This is a genomic window from Nonomuraea sp. NPDC003707, from assembly GCF_053587055.1.
The window spans coordinates 229,908-245,190 of the sequence record NZ_JBSFNK010000014.1 but is presented as its reverse complement, the minus strand read 5'-3'; the positions used below and the strand labels follow the sequence as shown (position 1 = coordinate 245,190).

Annotated in this window: 16 protein-coding genes, 1 tRNA gene and 1 riboswitch; of the genes, 5 read left to right on the top strand and 12 right to left on the bottom strand. The window is 71.0% G+C overall.

Annotated features, from left to right (window positions below):
- Window positions 1–41: 41 nt before the first annotated feature.
- The 4 genes from ACWDRB_RS33470 to ACWDRB_RS33455 all read right to left on the bottom strand — a co-directional run bounded on the left by ACWDRB_RS33470 (window position 42) and on the right by ACWDRB_RS33455 (window position 5,264).
- Window positions 42–2,531 (bottom strand): ABC transporter permease, encoded by a 2,490-nt coding sequence (locus ACWDRB_RS33470; RefSeq protein WP_449900447.1) that lies wholly within the window; start codon window positions 2,529–2,531, stop codon window positions 42–44.
- Window positions 2,532–2,535: 4 nt separating this feature from the next.
- A complete protein-coding gene (locus tag ACWDRB_RS33465) occupies window positions 2,536–3,291 on the bottom strand; it encodes an ABC transporter ATP-binding protein (RefSeq protein ID WP_350730133.1) in 756 nt (251 codons plus the stop codon).
- Window positions 3,292–3,382: 91 nt separating this feature from the next.
- Window positions 3,383–4,078 carry a response regulator transcription factor gene (locus ACWDRB_RS33460; RefSeq protein ID WP_449900445.1) on the bottom strand — a complete coding sequence of 232 codons (696 nt, stop codon included), beginning with the start codon at window positions 4,076–4,078 and terminating at the stop codon, window positions 3,383–3,385.
- A 13-nt stretch (window positions 4,079–4,091) separates the two neighbouring features.
- Complete coding sequence (locus ACWDRB_RS33455; protein ID WP_449900443.1) at window positions 4,092–5,264, bottom strand: sensor histidine kinase; 1,173 nt, start codon at window positions 5,262–5,264, stop codon at window positions 4,092–4,094.
- Between the two features lie 176 nt (window positions 5,265–5,440).
- Between ACWDRB_RS33455 and ACWDRB_RS33450 the strand changes: the two genes are divergently transcribed.
- Complete coding sequence (locus ACWDRB_RS33450; protein WP_449900441.1) at window positions 5,441–5,923, top strand: hypothetical protein; 483 nt, start codon at window positions 5,441–5,443, stop codon at window positions 5,921–5,923.
- An 80-nt stretch (window positions 5,924–6,003) separates the two neighbouring features.
- Here the strand turns inward: ACWDRB_RS33450 and ACWDRB_RS33445 are convergent.
- Window positions 6,004–6,086 (bottom strand) — tRNA-Leu (locus ACWDRB_RS33445).
- 105 nt (window positions 6,087–6,191) lie between these two features.
- Window positions 6,192–6,665, bottom strand: a complete 474-nt coding sequence (bcp, locus tag ACWDRB_RS33440) for a thioredoxin-dependent thiol peroxidase (protein ID WP_355207238.1) — start codon at window positions 6,663–6,665, stop codon at window positions 6,192–6,194.
- A gap of 152 nt (window positions 6,666–6,817) precedes the next feature.
- Here bcp and ACWDRB_RS33435 point away from each other — a divergent pair, with 152 nt between their 5' ends.
- Window positions 6,818–7,147 (top strand): DUF3618 domain-containing protein, encoded by a 330-nt coding sequence (locus tag ACWDRB_RS33435; protein ID WP_364250990.1) that lies wholly within the window; start codon window positions 6,818–6,820, stop codon window positions 7,145–7,147.
- 25 nt (window positions 7,148–7,172) lie between these two features.
- Here ACWDRB_RS33435 and ACWDRB_RS33430 read toward each other — a convergent pair whose 3' ends face one another.
- On the bottom strand, window positions 7,173–8,366 hold the full coding sequence (locus ACWDRB_RS33430; protein ID WP_449900439.1) for an amino acid deaminase/aldolase: 1,194 nt from the start codon (window positions 8,364–8,366) through the stop codon (window positions 7,173–7,175).
- Window positions 8,367–8,502: 136 nt separating this feature from the next.
- Here ACWDRB_RS33430 and ACWDRB_RS33425 point away from each other — a divergent pair, with 136 nt between their 5' ends.
- Both ACWDRB_RS33425 and ACWDRB_RS33420 read left to right on the top strand, forming a co-directional pair.
- Entirely contained in the window at window positions 8,503–9,102 is a 600-nt protein-coding gene (locus tag ACWDRB_RS33425; protein ID WP_350730145.1) for a DUF6286 domain-containing protein, read from the top strand.
- Between the two features lie 46 nt (window positions 9,103–9,148).
- Window positions 9,149–9,697, top strand: coding sequence for a hypothetical protein (locus ACWDRB_RS33420; RefSeq protein WP_449900437.1), 549 nt, complete (start codon window positions 9,149–9,151; stop codon window positions 9,695–9,697).
- Window positions 9,698–9,719: 22 nt separating this feature from the next.
- Here ACWDRB_RS33420 and ACWDRB_RS33415 read toward each other — a convergent pair whose 3' ends face one another.
- From ACWDRB_RS33415 to gcvT, 3 genes are read right to left on the bottom strand one after another with little or no spacing between them, the layout of a single operon-like run.
- A complete protein-coding gene (locus tag ACWDRB_RS33415; RefSeq protein WP_449900434.1) occupies window positions 9,720–11,096 on the bottom strand; it encodes an L-serine ammonia-lyase in 1,377 nt (458 codons plus the stop codon).
- A 55-nt stretch (window positions 11,097–11,151) separates the two neighbouring features.
- A complete protein-coding gene (gcvH, locus tag ACWDRB_RS33410) occupies window positions 11,152–11,541 on the bottom strand; it encodes a glycine cleavage system protein GcvH (protein ID WP_364250975.1) in 390 nt (129 codons plus the stop codon).
- Complete coding sequence (gene gcvT / locus ACWDRB_RS33405) at window positions 11,538–12,623, bottom strand: glycine cleavage system aminomethyltransferase GcvT (RefSeq protein ID WP_449900431.1); 1,086 nt, start codon at window positions 12,621–12,623, stop codon at window positions 11,538–11,540. Before gcvT ends, gcvH begins: the two co-directional genes overlap by 4 nt.
- A gap of 132 nt (window positions 12,624–12,755) precedes the next feature.
- A riboswitch (glycine riboswitch) is annotated at window positions 12,756–12,853 on the bottom strand.
- 94 nt (window positions 12,854–12,947) lie between these two features.
- Here gcvT and ACWDRB_RS33400 point away from each other — a divergent pair.
- Entirely contained in the window at window positions 12,948–13,778 is an 831-nt protein-coding gene (locus ACWDRB_RS33400) for a hypothetical protein (protein WP_449900429.1), read from the top strand.
- 14 nt (window positions 13,779–13,792) lie between these two features.
- Here the strand turns inward: ACWDRB_RS33400 and ACWDRB_RS33395 are convergent, their stop codons facing one another.
- Both ACWDRB_RS33395 and ACWDRB_RS33390 read right to left on the bottom strand, forming a co-directional pair.
- Entirely contained in the window at window positions 13,793–14,482 is a 690-nt protein-coding gene (locus ACWDRB_RS33395) for a gamma-glutamyl-gamma-aminobutyrate hydrolase family protein (protein WP_449900427.1), read from the bottom strand.
- 34 nt (window positions 14,483–14,516) lie between these two features.
- Window positions 14,517–15,281: a 3-oxoacyl-ACP reductase gene (locus ACWDRB_RS33390; protein WP_350730157.1), complete on the bottom strand. Its 765-nt coding sequence runs from the start codon at window positions 15,279–15,281 to the stop codon at window positions 14,517–14,519.
- Between the last annotated feature and the right edge of the window lie 2 nt (window positions 15,282–15,283).

Below are 15,283 nucleotides of genomic sequence, written 5' to 3'. Positions count from 1 at the left end.
AGAGGCCGGGGCTCCGCGTACGAGAGGCCGGGGCCGCAGGGTCAGCCGGCGGCGAGCGAGCCGACGATCGAGGCGCGTGCCGCGCGGCGGGCCGGGAGCACGGCGGCCAGCACGCCGGCCGCCCCGGACAGCAGCACGAACAGCGCGATCTGCCCGGTGGGCACCGACAGGACGGCCCCGTCCAGCATCACCCTGATCGCGGCCCAGCCGAAGACCCCGCCGAGCACCACCCCCACCAGCGCTCCGATCAGCCCGAGCACCAACGCCTCGACGGACAGCATCCGGCGCAGCTGCGGCCGGGTCAGGCCCAGGGCGCGCAGCAGCGCCGACTCCCTGGTGCGCTCGTGGACCGACAGGGAGAGCGTGTTGGCGATGCCCAGAAGCGAGATCAGGATCGCCAGCCCCAGCAGCCCGGTGATGATCATGAGCAGCATGTCCAGCGTCTCGTCGAACTGGCCGCGTACCTCCGTCGAGCTGGACACCTGCACGGTCGGGTAGGCCGCGACGGCGGCGTCCACCACCTTGCGGGCCCGCTCGGGCGCCACGCCGTCCTTGATGTTGATCAGGACGCGGGAGTCGGCCAGAGCGCCGAAGTACGTGTCGAACGCCGCCTCCGCGACCATGACCGACGGCAGCGTCGACTGGGCCCCGTCGAGCAGCGCCACCACCTTCAGCGAGACGACCCCGGCCTCCTTGGTCTTCAGCGAGACCGAGTCGCCGAGCCGCACACCCCGCTCCGTGGCCACGTTGTCGGCCACCGCCGCCTGCCCGGGGCCGAAGCCCTTCATGGAGCCGGCGGTCACGGACGGGTCGATCGCCCCGCTGAACGTGCCGACCTCGAGCCGCCGGTCCGAGAATTCGGCTTTGGTGGCGCGCACCTGCGCCACGGAGGCCAGCTCCGGCCTGCCGCGCAGCTCCGTGGCCACGGACCGGGGGATGACCGCCTCGCGCTGCTGGCCGGCCAGCATGTAGTCGATCGGGAACTGGTCGTCCAGCTTGGCCGTCAACGTCAGCCTGGTGGACGCGGTGACCACCGAGATCAGCGTCATGAGCGTCACGCCGATGGTCAGCGCGACCGTGGTGGTCGCGGCCCGCTTGGGGTTGCGGCCCGAGTTGTCCACCGCGAGCCGTCCCGGCACCCCGAAGAGCCTGCCGGGGATCCAGCCGACCAGCGTGCTCAGCGGCTTGACCATCACCGGGCCCAGGATCAGCACGGCCAGGAACGTCAGCGCGCCCCCGGCCATGACGACGAAGAGCGAGACCTGCTGGCCGGGCGTGAGCGCGAAGACGCCGACGGCCGTCGTGCCGAGCCCCGCCACCAGGAAGAGCGCGGCGAAGACACCGCGTACGAGGCTCGCGCGGAACGTCTGCTCCTCGGCCTGGCTCCGCAGCGCCGCGATCGGCGCGACCCGGGTGGCCGACCTGGCGGGCAGCAGGGCCGCGCACATCGTGACCGCCAGGCCGACGGCCAGGCCGATCCCGATCGTGGCGGGGCTGAGGGTGACGGCCGCGTCCGTGGGCAGCGGGGCGTCGAACGAGGCCAGGACCGTCAGCGTGAGCGAGGCCAGGCCGTACCCGATGACCAGGCCGAGCGCGGAGGCGATCAGCCCCACCACCGTGGACTCCAGCACGATCGAGCCGAACACCTGCCCGCGCGTGGCCCCGATGCACCGCAGCAGCGCCATCTCCCTGGTGCGCTGCGCGACGAGGATGTTGAAGGTGTTGTAGATGACCAGCGCGGCCACCATCATCGCCACGACGCCGAACATCAGCAGGCCCAGCGTGAACATGCGGGTCTCCACCCCGGCCGCCCTGGCCAGGTCGTCGGCCAGCTCGCCGCCGGTCTTGACCACGTACGCGCCGCCCACGGCCGCCGCGACGGCCTGCTTCAGCCCGGGGGCCCGCCCCGCCACGTCGATCTCGCGGTAGCCCTCCGCGCCCGTCATCCGCTGCGCGGTGGCGGTGGTGAAGCCGACCGCGCCGGTGTAGGAGAGCTCCTGGTCCACGCCGGGGTCGAGCAGTCCGACCAGCCTGAACTGGTGCTTGCGCTGCTTGGCGTCGAGCACCGTGAGCGTGTCGCCGAGCTTGAAGCCCTGGGCCTTGGCGGTGTTCTTGTCGAGCACGGCGGCCTGGTCGTCGGTGCCGGGGCCGGTGCCCGAGACGATGTCGGTCCGGTCGAGCGGCCCCCGGACGATGGACAGGGCCGTGGTGGGGGCGTTCCCGACGGTCTTGCCGTCCTTGCCGAGCACCGGCGCGGTGGCACGGATCAGGCCCTGCGCCTCGGTGACGCCGTCCAGTGCGCGCACCTGTTCCAGGACGCGCTCCGGCAGCACCGCGCCGGGGCCCTTGGGCAGCACGGCCACGTCCACCTTGCCCGCGTCGGCCGTGACACGCTGCGCGAACCCGGCCTGCACGGTGTCGTTCAGCACGAACGTGCCCGCGATGAACCCCACTCCCAGCGTGATCGCCAGCGCGGTGAGCAGCAGCCGGAGCTTGTGCGCGCGCAGCCCGGCCAGTGCCGTCTTCAGCACCCCGTCACGCCCTTTCCAGCTGCACGAGCGTGTCCAGCACGGACTGCGGCGTCGGCGCGCCGATCTCGGTGACCAGCTCGCCGTCGCGCAGGAACACCACGCGGTCGGCGTACGAGGCGGCCACCGGGTCGTGCGTGACCATGACGATGGTCTGGCCCAGCTCGCGTACGGAGGTGCGCAGGAAGGACAGGACCTCTGCCCCGCTGCGGGAGTCCAGGTTCCCCGTGGGCTCGTCGGCGAAGATCACCTGGGGCTTGCTGATCAGCGCCCTGGCCACGGCCACGCGCTGCTGCTGGCCGCCGGACAGCTCGCTCGGCCGGTGCCCGAGGCGGTCCTTCAGCCCGACGGTCTCGATCACCCGGTCGAACAGCTGCTGGTCCGCCTGACGGGCGGCGATGTCCAGCGGCAGGCGGATGTTCTGCTCGGCGGTGAGCGTGGGCAGCAGGTTGAAGGCCTGGAAGACGAACCCGATCCGCTCGCGGCGCAGCAGCGTGAGCTGCCGGTCGGTCAGCCCGGTCAGCTCCACGTCGCCGATGTGCACGGTGCCCGAGGTGGCGGCGTCCAGCCCGGCCAGGCAGTGCATCAGCGTGGACTTGCCGGAGCCCGACGGGCCCATGATCGCGGTGAAGGCCCCGGTGGCGAAGGACACGTTCACCGCGCGGAGGGCGTGCACCTGGGCGTCGCCTTCGCCGTACACCTTGGTCAGATCTCTGGCCACCACCGCGGGCGGGGCCTGGCGCCGGGTATCGGTGAGCGTCACTTTCACTCCTTGTCGCGGTTTTTCAACGCGAACCACGCTAGGAGTGGAAAGTTCAGGATCTGTGGGACCTGCGGATGGACTTCGTGTAGGACTACAGATGACTCCGGTCAGACTTTCGGCCGATGACTTCCGGCCGATGACTTCCGGGTCGATGCGACGGCACGATCAGCCCGGCCTCGTACGCGTACACCACGACCTGGGCCCGATCCCGCAGCCCCAGTTTGGCCAGCACCCGCCCCAGGTGCGTCTTCACCGTCGCCTCCGCCACCTGCAGGCGGCCGGCGATCTCCATGTTGGACAGGCCGCGGGCCACCATGAGCAGCACCTCCCGCTCGCGCGGTGTCAGGTCGGCCGTCGCCACCGGGTCGTCCGTCGGGAGCTGCGCGGCGAACCTGTCCAGCATCCGCCGTAACGTGCTCGGCGACACCACCGAGTCGCCCGCGTGCACGATCTTGATCGCGTCGACCAGGTCGGCCGGCGGCACGTCCTTCAGCAGGAACCCGGCCGCGCCCGCCTTGACCGCGGCGAACGCGTACTCGTCGAGGTCGAACGTGGTCAGGATCAGCACCTTCGGCCCCTGGATGCGGCTGGTGGCCTCGACGCCGTCCATGACCGGCATGCGCACGTCCATGAGCACGACGTCCACCTCGATGGTCTCCAGCCGCTCCAGCGCCGCGGCGCCGTCGCCGGCCTCGGCCACCACCTCGATGTCCGGCTGGGCCGCGAGCACCATCCTGAACCCGGCGCGCAGCAACTCCTGATCGTCGACCAGCATCACGCGAATCACCCGGCCACCTCCTCTATGCCGCCTTGACCATGGGCAACCTGGCCAGCACCTCGAACCCGCCGCCCCGCAGGGGCTCCGCCGACACGGCGCCGCCGTACATGCCGACCCGCTCGCGCATGCCGATCAGGCCGTGACCGTCGGCGCTCCTGGGAGCCGCCGCGCCCCTGCCGTCGTCGGTCACGCGTACGACGAGCTCGGGGCCGCTGTAGTCGATCTCCACGAGCGCCTGGGCGCCCGGGCCGCCGTGCTTGAGCGCGTTCGTGAGGGCCTCCTGGACGATGCGGTAGACCGCGAGCTGCTGGCCCTCGGGCAGCTCGACGGGCACGCCGCCGACCTGGAGCCGCGCGGGCACGGCCGAGCCGCGTACCAGGTCCTCCAGCTGGCCGAGCCCCGGCTGCGGGGTGTAGTCGGTGCCGTCCTGCTCGCCCTCGCGCAGGACGCCGACCAGCCTGCGCATCTCGGCGAGCGCGGCGCGGCCGGTCTTGGAGATGGCCCGGACGGCCTCGCGGGCCTGCTCGGGATCGCTGTCGAGGGCGTAGCCCGCGCCGTCGGCCTGCACCACCATCACGCTGACGTTGTGGGCCACGACGTCGTGCAGCTCCCTGGCGATCCTGGCACGCTCGGCCGCGGCGGCCATCCTGGCCTGCTGGTCGCGCTCGCGCTCCGCCCGTTCCGCGCGCTCTTCGAGCCCTTCCAGGTATCGCCGGCGCGTGCTGGCGTACAGGCCGGTCAGCCAGACCGTCACCGTGAAGATCGAGGCGCTGAGGAACATCCCCAAGGTGGGCGTGTCCCACCTGGCCAGGGCCAGGAACACCCCCAGCTCCGTCACCAGGCCCGCGGCCAGGCTCCAGCGGAACGAGCACCGGTACGCCACCGCCCAGAGCGCGACCAGCACGGCGAGGTTGGCGGCCAGCGGGTTGACGCCCGCCAGCCACTGCCCGAAGCTGATCAGCGCGATCGCGGCGAACGAGGCGACCGGGCGGTCGCGCCAGAGCAGCGGCAGCAGCAGCACCGCCGAGAGGGCCAGATATCCGGCCACGCCGAGGTACGGGCCGACGGTCGCGGTCGGGGAGACGGTCGCGTACGGGATCGCCAGGATCGCGCACAGCGTGGCGAGCGGGGCGACCCGGAGGACGCCCGCCAGCTTCTCGTGGCGTCTCGACCACGCCCGCACCTTGCCGAACACACCATCACGATATGTACCGCCGTCTGACCGTTGTTCCGCCTGTAGGTGGAAGTGCGTCTACGACCCAGGTCTTACGTGGCGGGGAACAGGTCGGGGTCTTACGCCGGGCTTACGGTGACTTGGGCATTCTTGTCTCTGGGAGCGCCCCTCTAGTGGGCGAGTAAAGGGAGATCGTGATGGCGGATCATGATCGCGACGCCGGGTCGCGCGGTGAAGAGGAAGCACCGCGCGACCCGACCCCTGACGACGATCTTCACGATTCCGGGGCGCGGAGCCGGCTGAAGTACGGCGAGGCCCCTCCGGGCCCCGGATTCACCATGCCTCTCGCCCCGCCGCGGCATCCCGACTCCTACCGGGAGTTCTTCCGCCAGAAGCAGGCCCAGGTCCTCGGCGCCGGACTCATCGGCCTCGTGATCGGCGCCCTGCTGGGCGGCACCGCCGTGGCGGTGGTCAGCGGATTCGCGCACCGGGACGAGGTGCACGGGATGTACTGGCAGGAACCGGACCGGATGCCCAGGCGTTTCCAGGTGCCCGAGCGCCTCGACTCCGCCTGCGAGGAGAACGGGAAGGACCGCGTCTTTTGCAGCTGGGTAGTGCCGAAGGCCCCGCGTTCTGACGTCCCCCCGGCCCCGATCCCGGTCCCGACCAGCAGCGGCTAGCCATTCTTTTCGCCAGGCCCGCAAATCATTCGCATATCGGCCACTGTTTTCAGGGAAATGGCCGGTCCGGTGCACAGGTGTGCGGGCGGGGGGACTCGAACCCCCACGGTGTCACCACCAACAGGACCTAAACCTGCCGCGTATGCCATTTCGCCACGCCCGCGCAGCCCCCGCTAATGCGGGCCTGACACAGTTTAGCGCTCTCAATGAGGAAGAGGAGCGTATGTGAAGGCGGGCGCGGGCCCTGCGGGAGGGCCCGCCGGGGTGGTCAGCTCAGGCCGAGCTTCTTCTTGAGCCCGGCCACGTGGCCCGTGGCCTTCACGTTGTAGAGCGCCTGCTCCACCTTTCCGTCCGCGTCGATGACGAACGTCGAGCGGATGACCCCCACGACCTCCTTGCCGTACAGCTTCTTCGGGCCGTACGCGCCGTAGGCCTGATGCACGGTCAGGTCGGGGTCGGACAACAAGGGGAAGGTCAGGGCGTCACGTTCGGCGAATTTGGCAAGTTTTTCCGGTTTGTCCTTAGACACGCCGAGAACGACGAAACCTTCGGCCGTCAACTGGCCGAGGTTGTCGCGGAAGTCGCAAGCCTGCTTGGTGCAGCCGGGAGTCATCGCGGCAGGGTAGAAATAGAGGATCACCCGCTTGCCGCGGTAGGCGTCAAGCGAGACGGCCTCGCCGTCGGCGGTGGGTAGCGTGAACTCGGGCGCGGCGTCGCCGGGCGCGAGCTTGGTTTCGGTCAATGGGCCCTCCTGAGTTCCTTCCCGCCAACCTACCGGCCTGGCCGCCGTGCCGTACGGCGCGCCGACCTGACAGACTGATCAGCACCACGAACGACGGAGCTCGCACGGCACGCGGAGCGGGCGCGGCCACGCATGAGGCCGGGAGGAGAGCCATGGCTGACACCGATCCGGACGAGTTGGAGCGGCGGATCGCGCGGACACGCGCGGAGTTGGCGCAGACGGTCGACGCCATAGCCGACCGGGTGAGCCCCAAGCGGGTCGCCGAGCGCACGGTGTCCGACGTCAAGAGCAGGGCCACGCACTTCGTGGCGTCCGTGGGCGACGCGCTGGGGGTGACGTCGCGGCCGGTCGAAGCCGGCGAGCATCCCGATGAGATGTGGGAAGAAGAGCGGCCCGACCTGGCGCCGGTGCTGATCGGGATCGGCGCGGTGCTGGTCGTGGGGGCGGCCGTCATGCTCTGGCGCCGCCGCCGGCGCCGCTGACCCGCAGGGGGCTCGCCGGGGGTCGTCAGAGGAAGGTCCGGCCCTCGCCCCGGTACGTGGGCACCGACTCCACCAGTGTGTCGCCGTCGATGAGGTGGAGCGCGTCGAAGCGCTCGCACATCTCGCCCGCCTTGGCGTGCCTGAACCACACCCGGTCCCCGATCCGCAGGTCCTGGGCCGCCTGGCCGAGCAGCGGGGTCTGCACCTCGCCCGCCCCCTCGTCCCGGGCGTAGTGCAGCCCGGCCGGCAGGTACGGCTGCGGCAGGCGGCTCTGGCCCGGCGTGCCCGAGGCCAGATAACCGCCGCCGAGCACGGTCACGGTGTCCACGCTCGGGCGGCGCACCACCGGCAATGCGAAGAGCGCGGCCGGGTGCCCGGTGAAGCGGCGGTAGAAGTCGAACAGCCTCGGGTGGAAGAAGCCGGATCCGGCCGCCACCTCCGTGATGGCCTTCTCGCGTACGGTGCGCTCGACGGACCCGGTGCCGCCGCCGTTGACGAACTCCAGGTCGGTGATCTGGCGGACGGCGTTCACGATGCGGCCGCGCCTGAGGACGAGGTCCCTGGCCGAGCGGGCCTGCATGATGCGGACGGCGCGGGTGTAGGCGGCGTTCGCGGGCGGGTCGTCGCCGAGCCCGGCGATCTGGGCCTCGTACGCCATCAGCCCGGCCACCCGGAACCCGGGGCGCTTGGCGACGGCGGCGGCCAGGTCGGCGGCCTCGTCCGGCTCGCGGATCGGCGAGCGGAGCACCCCAGCCCGAAATTTCCCGCCAAAGGCGATATATCCGGCGTCGATGTCGATGCAGGTCCGGATCTCGGCCCGGGGGCTCACCCCGGCCACGGCCGCCTCGGTGAAGTCCAGGTGGGCGGTCGAGTCGATGGCCAGGGTGATGTGCCTGGCCGCGTTCTCGTCCCCGGCCAGTTCGGCCAGCGCGTGCCGGTCGGCCGTCGGGTAGGCCACCAGGATGTCCGTGAACCCGTGGGAGGCCAGCCACAGCGCTTCGGGGAGCGTGAAGGCCATGATGCCGCGGAAGCCGTCCATGGCCAGGATGCGTTCGAGCACGGGGCGGCTGCGGACCGACTTGCTGGCCACCCGGATCGGCTTGCCCGCCGCCCGCCGTACGAGGTCCGCCGCGTTGGCCCGCATGGCCGCCAGATCGAGGATCGCGAACGGCGGCTCGAGGACCGCTGTGGCGCGGTCATAGCGCTGGCGGTCGTCCATATGGGCAGCGTAACGGCATATCGGGCAAATGAATATGAGTGTTGTTCACCTTGTTGGCCGCCCCGTAATGTTCGGGCAAACGGGCGGCGGGGGCGCGGTTCCGGCCCCGGGGGACCCGTGTACGTGTGTCGTTGTGATGACCACGCTTCAGCAGACAGTCCCCGGCGCCGCCGTCCCCGCGCGGCACACCGGGCTGCGCCGGGCGAGCAGGGCGCTCAGGCCGGCGCGAACCCTCCCTGGAGCCCTCGTCGCGCTCACGCTGGCCGCCGGGCTGGGGGCGACGGCGGCCGAGATCGTGTCAGGGCTGCTCGGCCACCGGCTCGGCTGGGTCCCCGTGAACAGACTGGTCGAGCTCGCAAGCAGGACCACCTGGCCCGAGCTGGCCACCGCCGCCGCGGGCATGGTGGGCGCGGGCACGTTCATGCTGCTGCTGGCGATCGTGCCCGGTCAGTCGAGGCTGGTGCCGGTGGAGACGTCCGACCCGCGGACCGTCATCGGCATCACCCGCTCGGGCCTGCGCCGCACGCTCCGCGCGGCCGCCCAGCAGGTGCCGGGGGTGGACCGGGCCAGGGTACGGCTGCGCAGGAGCACCATCGAGGTCACGGTCATGACGGGGACGGAGAGCTCCGGCACGATGCTCAGGCAGGTCGGCACGGCGGTGGGCGACCGGCTGGCGGGCGTGGGCACGCTGGGCACGGGCGAGGTCGTGGTCCGGCTGCGCAGAAAGGGTGCCTGATGCCCGAACGCACCGAGAGGCCCCGGCCACGCGGAGAGGCGGCCTGATGCCCGAACGCACCGACGCGCAACGGACACCCCCGCGCGGCAAGGGGGCCGCGATGCGGCAGTACGCGGGCAACCGCGTCGGCCTGGCCATCGTGGGCGGCACCCTGCTGGGCCTGGGCATGTACGCCTGGCTCCGCGGCCACGGCCGCTTCTTCGACCTGCCCGCCACCGCCAAGGTCCTCCCGAACCAGGTCCGCCGGGTGCTGGCCGACGAGCCGTGGCCCCTGTGGGTGCTGGCCCTGAGCTTCCTGCTCCTGTCGCTGGTCTCGCTCCGCTGGCTCCTGCTCAGCCTCGGCTGGGGCCGCCGCGGCGCCCGCAACGGCACGGGCACCGCGATGCTCTTCGTCGGGCTGAAGGGCGTGGAAGGGCTGGGCCGGTCGGCGGTGCGGGTCACCGAGAACGGCCTGCGCGTCACCCTGACGTGCCCGTCCACCGCGGATGTCGGCGCGGTGGTGAGCAAGCTGGACCACGACATCGTCGGCAGGATCCGCCGCGAGGTCCGCGACGACGAGGCGAGCACCGTCGTTCGCCTGCACGTCCGCCGCTGACCCGGCGGCCGTCAGGGTGAGGTCAGCACTCGATCACGTTGACGGCCAGGCCGCCGCGTGAGGTCTCCTTGTACTTGTCCAGCATGTCCCGCCCGGTGTCCCGCATCGTCTTGATGGCACGATCCAGCGGCACGAAGTGGCGGCCGTCGCCGCGCAGGGCGATCCGGGCGGCCGTGATGGCCTTGTTGGAGGCAACCGCGTTCCGCTCGATGCACGGGATCTGGACCAGGCCGCCGATCGGGTCGCAGGTCAGGCCCAGGTTGTGCTCGATGCCGATCTCGGCCGCGTTCTCGACCTGCTCGGGCGTGCCGCCGAGGGCCTCCGTGAGGCCGGCCGAGGCCATCGAGCAGGCGGAGCCGACCTCGCCCTGGCAGCCCACCTCGGCGCCCGAGATCGAGGCGTTCTCCTTGAACAGCACGCCGATCGCGCCCGCCGTCAGCAGGAAGCGGACCACGCCCTCCTCGTCCGCGTGCGGGACGAAGCGGGTGTAGTACGTCAGGACGGCCGGGATGATGCCGGCGGCGCCGTTGGTGGGGGCGGTGACGATGCGGCCCCCGGCGGCGTTCTCCTCGTTGACCGCCAGCGCGAACAGCGCGACCCAGTCCATGGCCTGCAGCGGGTCCTTCTCCGCCGGCTCCGACTGCAGGCGGCGGTGGAGCTGGTTGGCGCGGCGCTTGACCTTGAGACCGCCGGGCAGGACGCCCTCCTTGGAGATGCCCCGGCGCACGCACTCCGACATGACCGCCCAGAGCCGCAGCAGGCCCGAGCGGATCTCCTCCTCGGTGCGGCCGAACGCCTTCTCGTTCTCCAGCATCAGCGCCGAGATCGACAGGCCCGTGTTGGAGCAGTGCTTGAGCAGCTCCTCGCCCGTGGTGAAGGGGTAGGGCAGGACGGTGTCGTCCGGCTTGATGCGGTCGGCGCCCGTGGCCTTCTCGTCGACGACGAAGCCGCCGCCCACCGAGAAGTAGACCTTCTCCCTCAGCGGCCCGCCGTCGGCGTCGTACGCGGTGAAGCGCATGCCGTTCGGGTGCTCGGGCAGCGAGATCTTGCGCTCGAAGACGAGGTGCTCGCCCACGACGAAGCGGATCTCGTGCGTCCCGTACAGCTTGACCGTGCCCGACTCGCGCATCTCGGCCAGGCGGCCGTCGATGGAGTCGACATCGACGAGCTCGGGCTTCTCGCCGGACAGGCCGAGCAGGACCGCCTTGTCGCTGCCGTGGCCCTTGCCGGTCAGGCCGAGCGAGCCGTACAGGATGGCCTCGACCCGCGCGACCCGGGAGAGCAGGCCGTCGTCGTGCAGCCCGCGGGCGAACTTGTGCGCGGCCGCCATCGGGCCTCCCGTGTGGGAGCTCGACGGGCCGATGCCGATCTTGAAGAGGTCGAAGACGCTGATCGCCATTGATGGCGCCTTTCATGCTGGTGCCGGGGCCCGTCGCAGGGCCCCGGCAAAAAGGTCAGGAATCGCCTGAGGTGAGTGCCTTGTACTCCTCGGCGGAGAGCACGTCCTCGGCGTCGCCCTCGACGCGCACCCGGAACATCCAGCCGTCGCCGTACGGGTCACTGTTGACCAGGCTCGGGTCGTCGACCACGGCCTGGTTCACCTCGACGATCTCACCCCCGACGGGGGTGTAGATCTCGTTCACCGACTTGGTCGACTCCACCTCGCCGACGGATTCGCCCGGCTCGACGCTCGAGCCGACGTCGGGGAGCTGCACAAAGACGACATCACCAAGAGATTCGGCGGCGAAGGCCGTGACGCCGATGGTCACGGTGAGGCCGTCGTCGAGGCCGGCCACCCACTCGTGCTCCTTGGTGTAGCCCAGGTCGTCAGGGATGTTGCTCACTTGTTCCTCCTGTAGAAGGGCAGCTCTACCAGGTCCATAGGTTCATGGCTGCCCCGGATGTCCACGGCCAGGCCTGACTCGGCCTCGGTGTCCACGTAGGCCATCGCGATGGGCCTGCCCAGGCTCTGGGAGGGCGCACCGCTGGTGACCTCGCCGACGACGGCGCCGTCTTTGGTGACCGGGTAGCCGTGGCGCGGCACCCGGCGTCCCCGCGCGACCAGGCCGACGAGCCGGCGCCGGGGCGGGTCGTCCTTGACCGCCTCGAGCGCCGACCGGCCGACGAAGTCGCCCGGCTTGTCGAATTTCACCACTCTGCCCAGCCCCGCGTCGAACGGGGTCAGCTCGACGCTCAGTTCGTTGCCGTAGAGCGGCATGCCGGCCTCGAGCCTGAGGGTGTCGCGGCTGGACAGGCCGGCGGGCTTGAGGCCGTGCGGCTCGCCCGCCGCCATGAGCGCGTGCCAGAGCGGCACCGCGTCCTGGTTGGCGACGAACAGCTCGAACCCGTCCTCGCCGGTGTAGCCGGTGCGGGCGATCAGCGCCTGCCGCCCGTCGACCAGGTCGGGCAGGCCCGCGTAGTACTTGAGCCCGTCGAGGTCGGCGTCGGTGAGCGTGGCGAGGATCTCCTGGGACCGGGGCCCCTGTACGGCGATCAGCGCGTACTGGTCCGACCGGTCCTCGACCAGCACGTCATACGCCTTCGACCGCTCAATCAGCTCTTTTGCCACTTTTTCGTAGTTCGAGGCGTTTGCCACGACCATGAACTCGTCGTCGTCGAGCCGGTAGACGATGAGGTCGTCGAGCACCCCGCCCCGCTCGTTGACGATCATCGTGTATCTGGCCCGCCCGGTCGCCAGCGCCGACAGGTGGCCGACCAGCGCGTAGTCGAGCGCCTGCCCGGCCTGCGGCCCGGTCAGGAAGATTTCGCCCATGTGGGAGAGGTCGAACAGCCCGGCCGCCTGGCGAACGGCGTTGTGCTCCGCGGACTCGCTCCCGTACCGGAGCGGCATGAGCCACCCGGCGAAGTCGGTGAGCGTGGCGCCGAGGCTCTCGTGAACGTCTCGTAGCGGTGTTGGTCGGGACATTTGTCGCACCTCTGGACAGGATTGGATGCCAGCATCCTCCCCCTCTGTCATCGATGCCTGAGAGCTTCGCCCGAGTTTTGCCGGACTTTCACCTTCGGCGAGGCCCCGTGGGCCTGCTTTCCAGAGGTCACCATAGGCCGTGCGGTCCTTTGCCTTGAGAGGTTTGCGGGGAGGGCTTGCTCCTTCAGGGACCCTGACCGGCTGTCAGGGTGCTCTCCCGCACGGTTTCGCCGGTGATGTCCGCCAGCCTAGTGCCGCGATGGGGTTGTTGTCGCGTTCTGAGGGCTCATGAACCACTCCGGGGGTCACCGACGTCGAAGGGGTATGAATCGGCGAACGGCGGCCCTCGGCCTGCTGACCACCCTGGCCCTGGCGGGCTGCGGCGCGTCGGAGGCGGCGGCCCCACCCCGGTACGAGGCCAGCCTGACGGTGCTCGAAGGCGGCGGTCACGGGCCGCAGCTGTGCATGATGATCATGGAGTCGCTGCCACCGCAGTGCAGCGGTCCGGACGTCGTCGGCTGGGACTGGAACAAGGTGGATCACGAGTCGCAGGGCGGCGTGAAGTGGGGCGACTACCGCGTCGTAGGCACCTGGGACGGCGCCCGGCTGACGCTGACCGAGCCGCCCGGCCCGTCCGCGAAGGCGGCCCCCGCTCGTCAGGTGGACTTCACCAGCCCGTGCCCGGCGCCGGAGGGCGGCTGGCGGCCCGTCGATCCCGCCAAGGCCACGCAGCAGGCGATGGAACAGGCGATGTCGCGGGCCGGCGCGGTCGAGGAGTTCGCGGGCGCCTGGATCGACCAGAGCTACATGGAGGGCAAGCCCGCGGAGTCACCCGAGGCCAACGACCCGCTGCGGCTGGTGCTCAACCTGAAGTTCACCGGCGACCTGTCCGGTCGCGAGGCGTGGATCCGCGAGGTGTGGGGCGGCGCGCTGTGCGTCAGCGGCGCGGCGCGCAGCGAGAGCGAGCTGCGGGAGATCCAGCGGCAGGTCGAGGCCGAGCTGGGCGGCGGTCTCGTCTCGGCCTCGACCAACGTGCTGCGCAACCAGGTGGACGTGCTGGTCTGGGCGGCCACCGACGAGCAGCGCCGCGGCATCGAGGCCAAGCACGGCGCCGGAGCCGTGGCGCTGGACGGCGTGCTCAAACCGGTGGCGTGAGGCGCTCCGGCTGATCAGCAGGCCTCGACGAGCGCCTCGAAGAGGGCGCCGTCCTCGGCCGCCTCGGGGTGCCACTGCACGGCCACGGCGAAGGGGGCCGAGTTCAGCTCGACCGCCTCGATCGTGCCGTCGCCGGCGGTGGCGGTGACCGTGAGGCCGGGCGCGAGCCGGTCGATGGCCTGGTGGTGGTAGTGGGGGACGGTCACGGGCTCCGTGCCCAGCGCCTTGGCCAGGCGGCTGCCGGGGACGGGCGTGACGGGCAGCGGGCCGAACCTGCCGGGGGCGGGGGAGTGGCCGGTGTGCCCCACGACGTCGGGGAGGTGCTGGTGGAGGCTGCCTCCGAGGGCGACGTTGAGCACCTGGAGGCCGCGGCAGATGCCGAGGTACGGCAGGCCGGCGTCGAGGGCCGCCGCGATAAGCCCAAACTCCGCCTGATCCCGAAATTTGCGGATATAGCCGGTTTGATCCCCAGGCTCCTGCCCGTACCGGGCCGGGTCGACGTCCCCGCCACCGGCCAGGATCAGGCCGTCCAGGCGGCCGACGACCTGCGCGGGATCGCCGGCCGGCGGCAGCACGATCGGCTGCCCGCCGGCGCGTACGACCTGCTCCACGTACATGTACGGCAGGAGCGCCACGGTCATGTCCCAGACCGTGAACCTCGCCGGCTCCACGTACGACGTGATGCCGATGACGGGACGCTGCACGATATGACCCCCGAGAAACCAGACCGGACCAGAGCTAGAGCGGCGTGACGTAGGCGCCGGAGATGCCCCCGTCCACCAGGAACTCACTACCCGTGATGAACGACGCGTCGTCGCTGGCCAGGAACGCCACCGCCGCCGCGATCTCCGAGGCCTCGGCGAAGCGCCCGACGGGGATGTGCACCAGCCGCCGCTGCGCCCGCTCCGGGTCCTTGGCGAACAGCTCCTGCAGCAGCGGCGTGTTCACCGGTCCGGGGCACAGCGCGTTCACCCTGATGCCCTCCCGGGCGAACTGCACGCCCAGCTCGCGCGACATCGCCAGCACGCCGCCCTTGGACGCCGTGTACGAGATCTGCGAGGTCGCCGACCCCATGACGGCCACGAACGACGCGGTGTTGATGATCGAGCCCTTGCCCTGCCGTCGCATGTACGGGATGGCGTGCTTGCAGCAGAGGTAGACGCTGGTCAGGTTCACCTCCTGGACCCGGCGCCAGGCGTCGATGCCGGTCTCCAGGATCGAGTCGTCGTCGGGCGGCGAGATGCCGGCGTTGTTGAAGGCGATGTCCACGCTGCCGTAGGTGTCGAAGGCGGTCCGGAACATCCTGACGACGTCGTCCTCGTCGGTGACGTCGGCCTTGACGAAGAGGCCGCCGACCTCGTTCGCGGCCTTGACGCCGGCCTCCTCGTCGACGTCCACGCAGACCACCTTGGCGCCCTCCTCGGCGAACCTGCGTGCCGTGGCCAGCCCGATGCCGCTGCCCGCGCCGGTGATGACGGCCACCCGATCCTGCAAACGCTGCACTT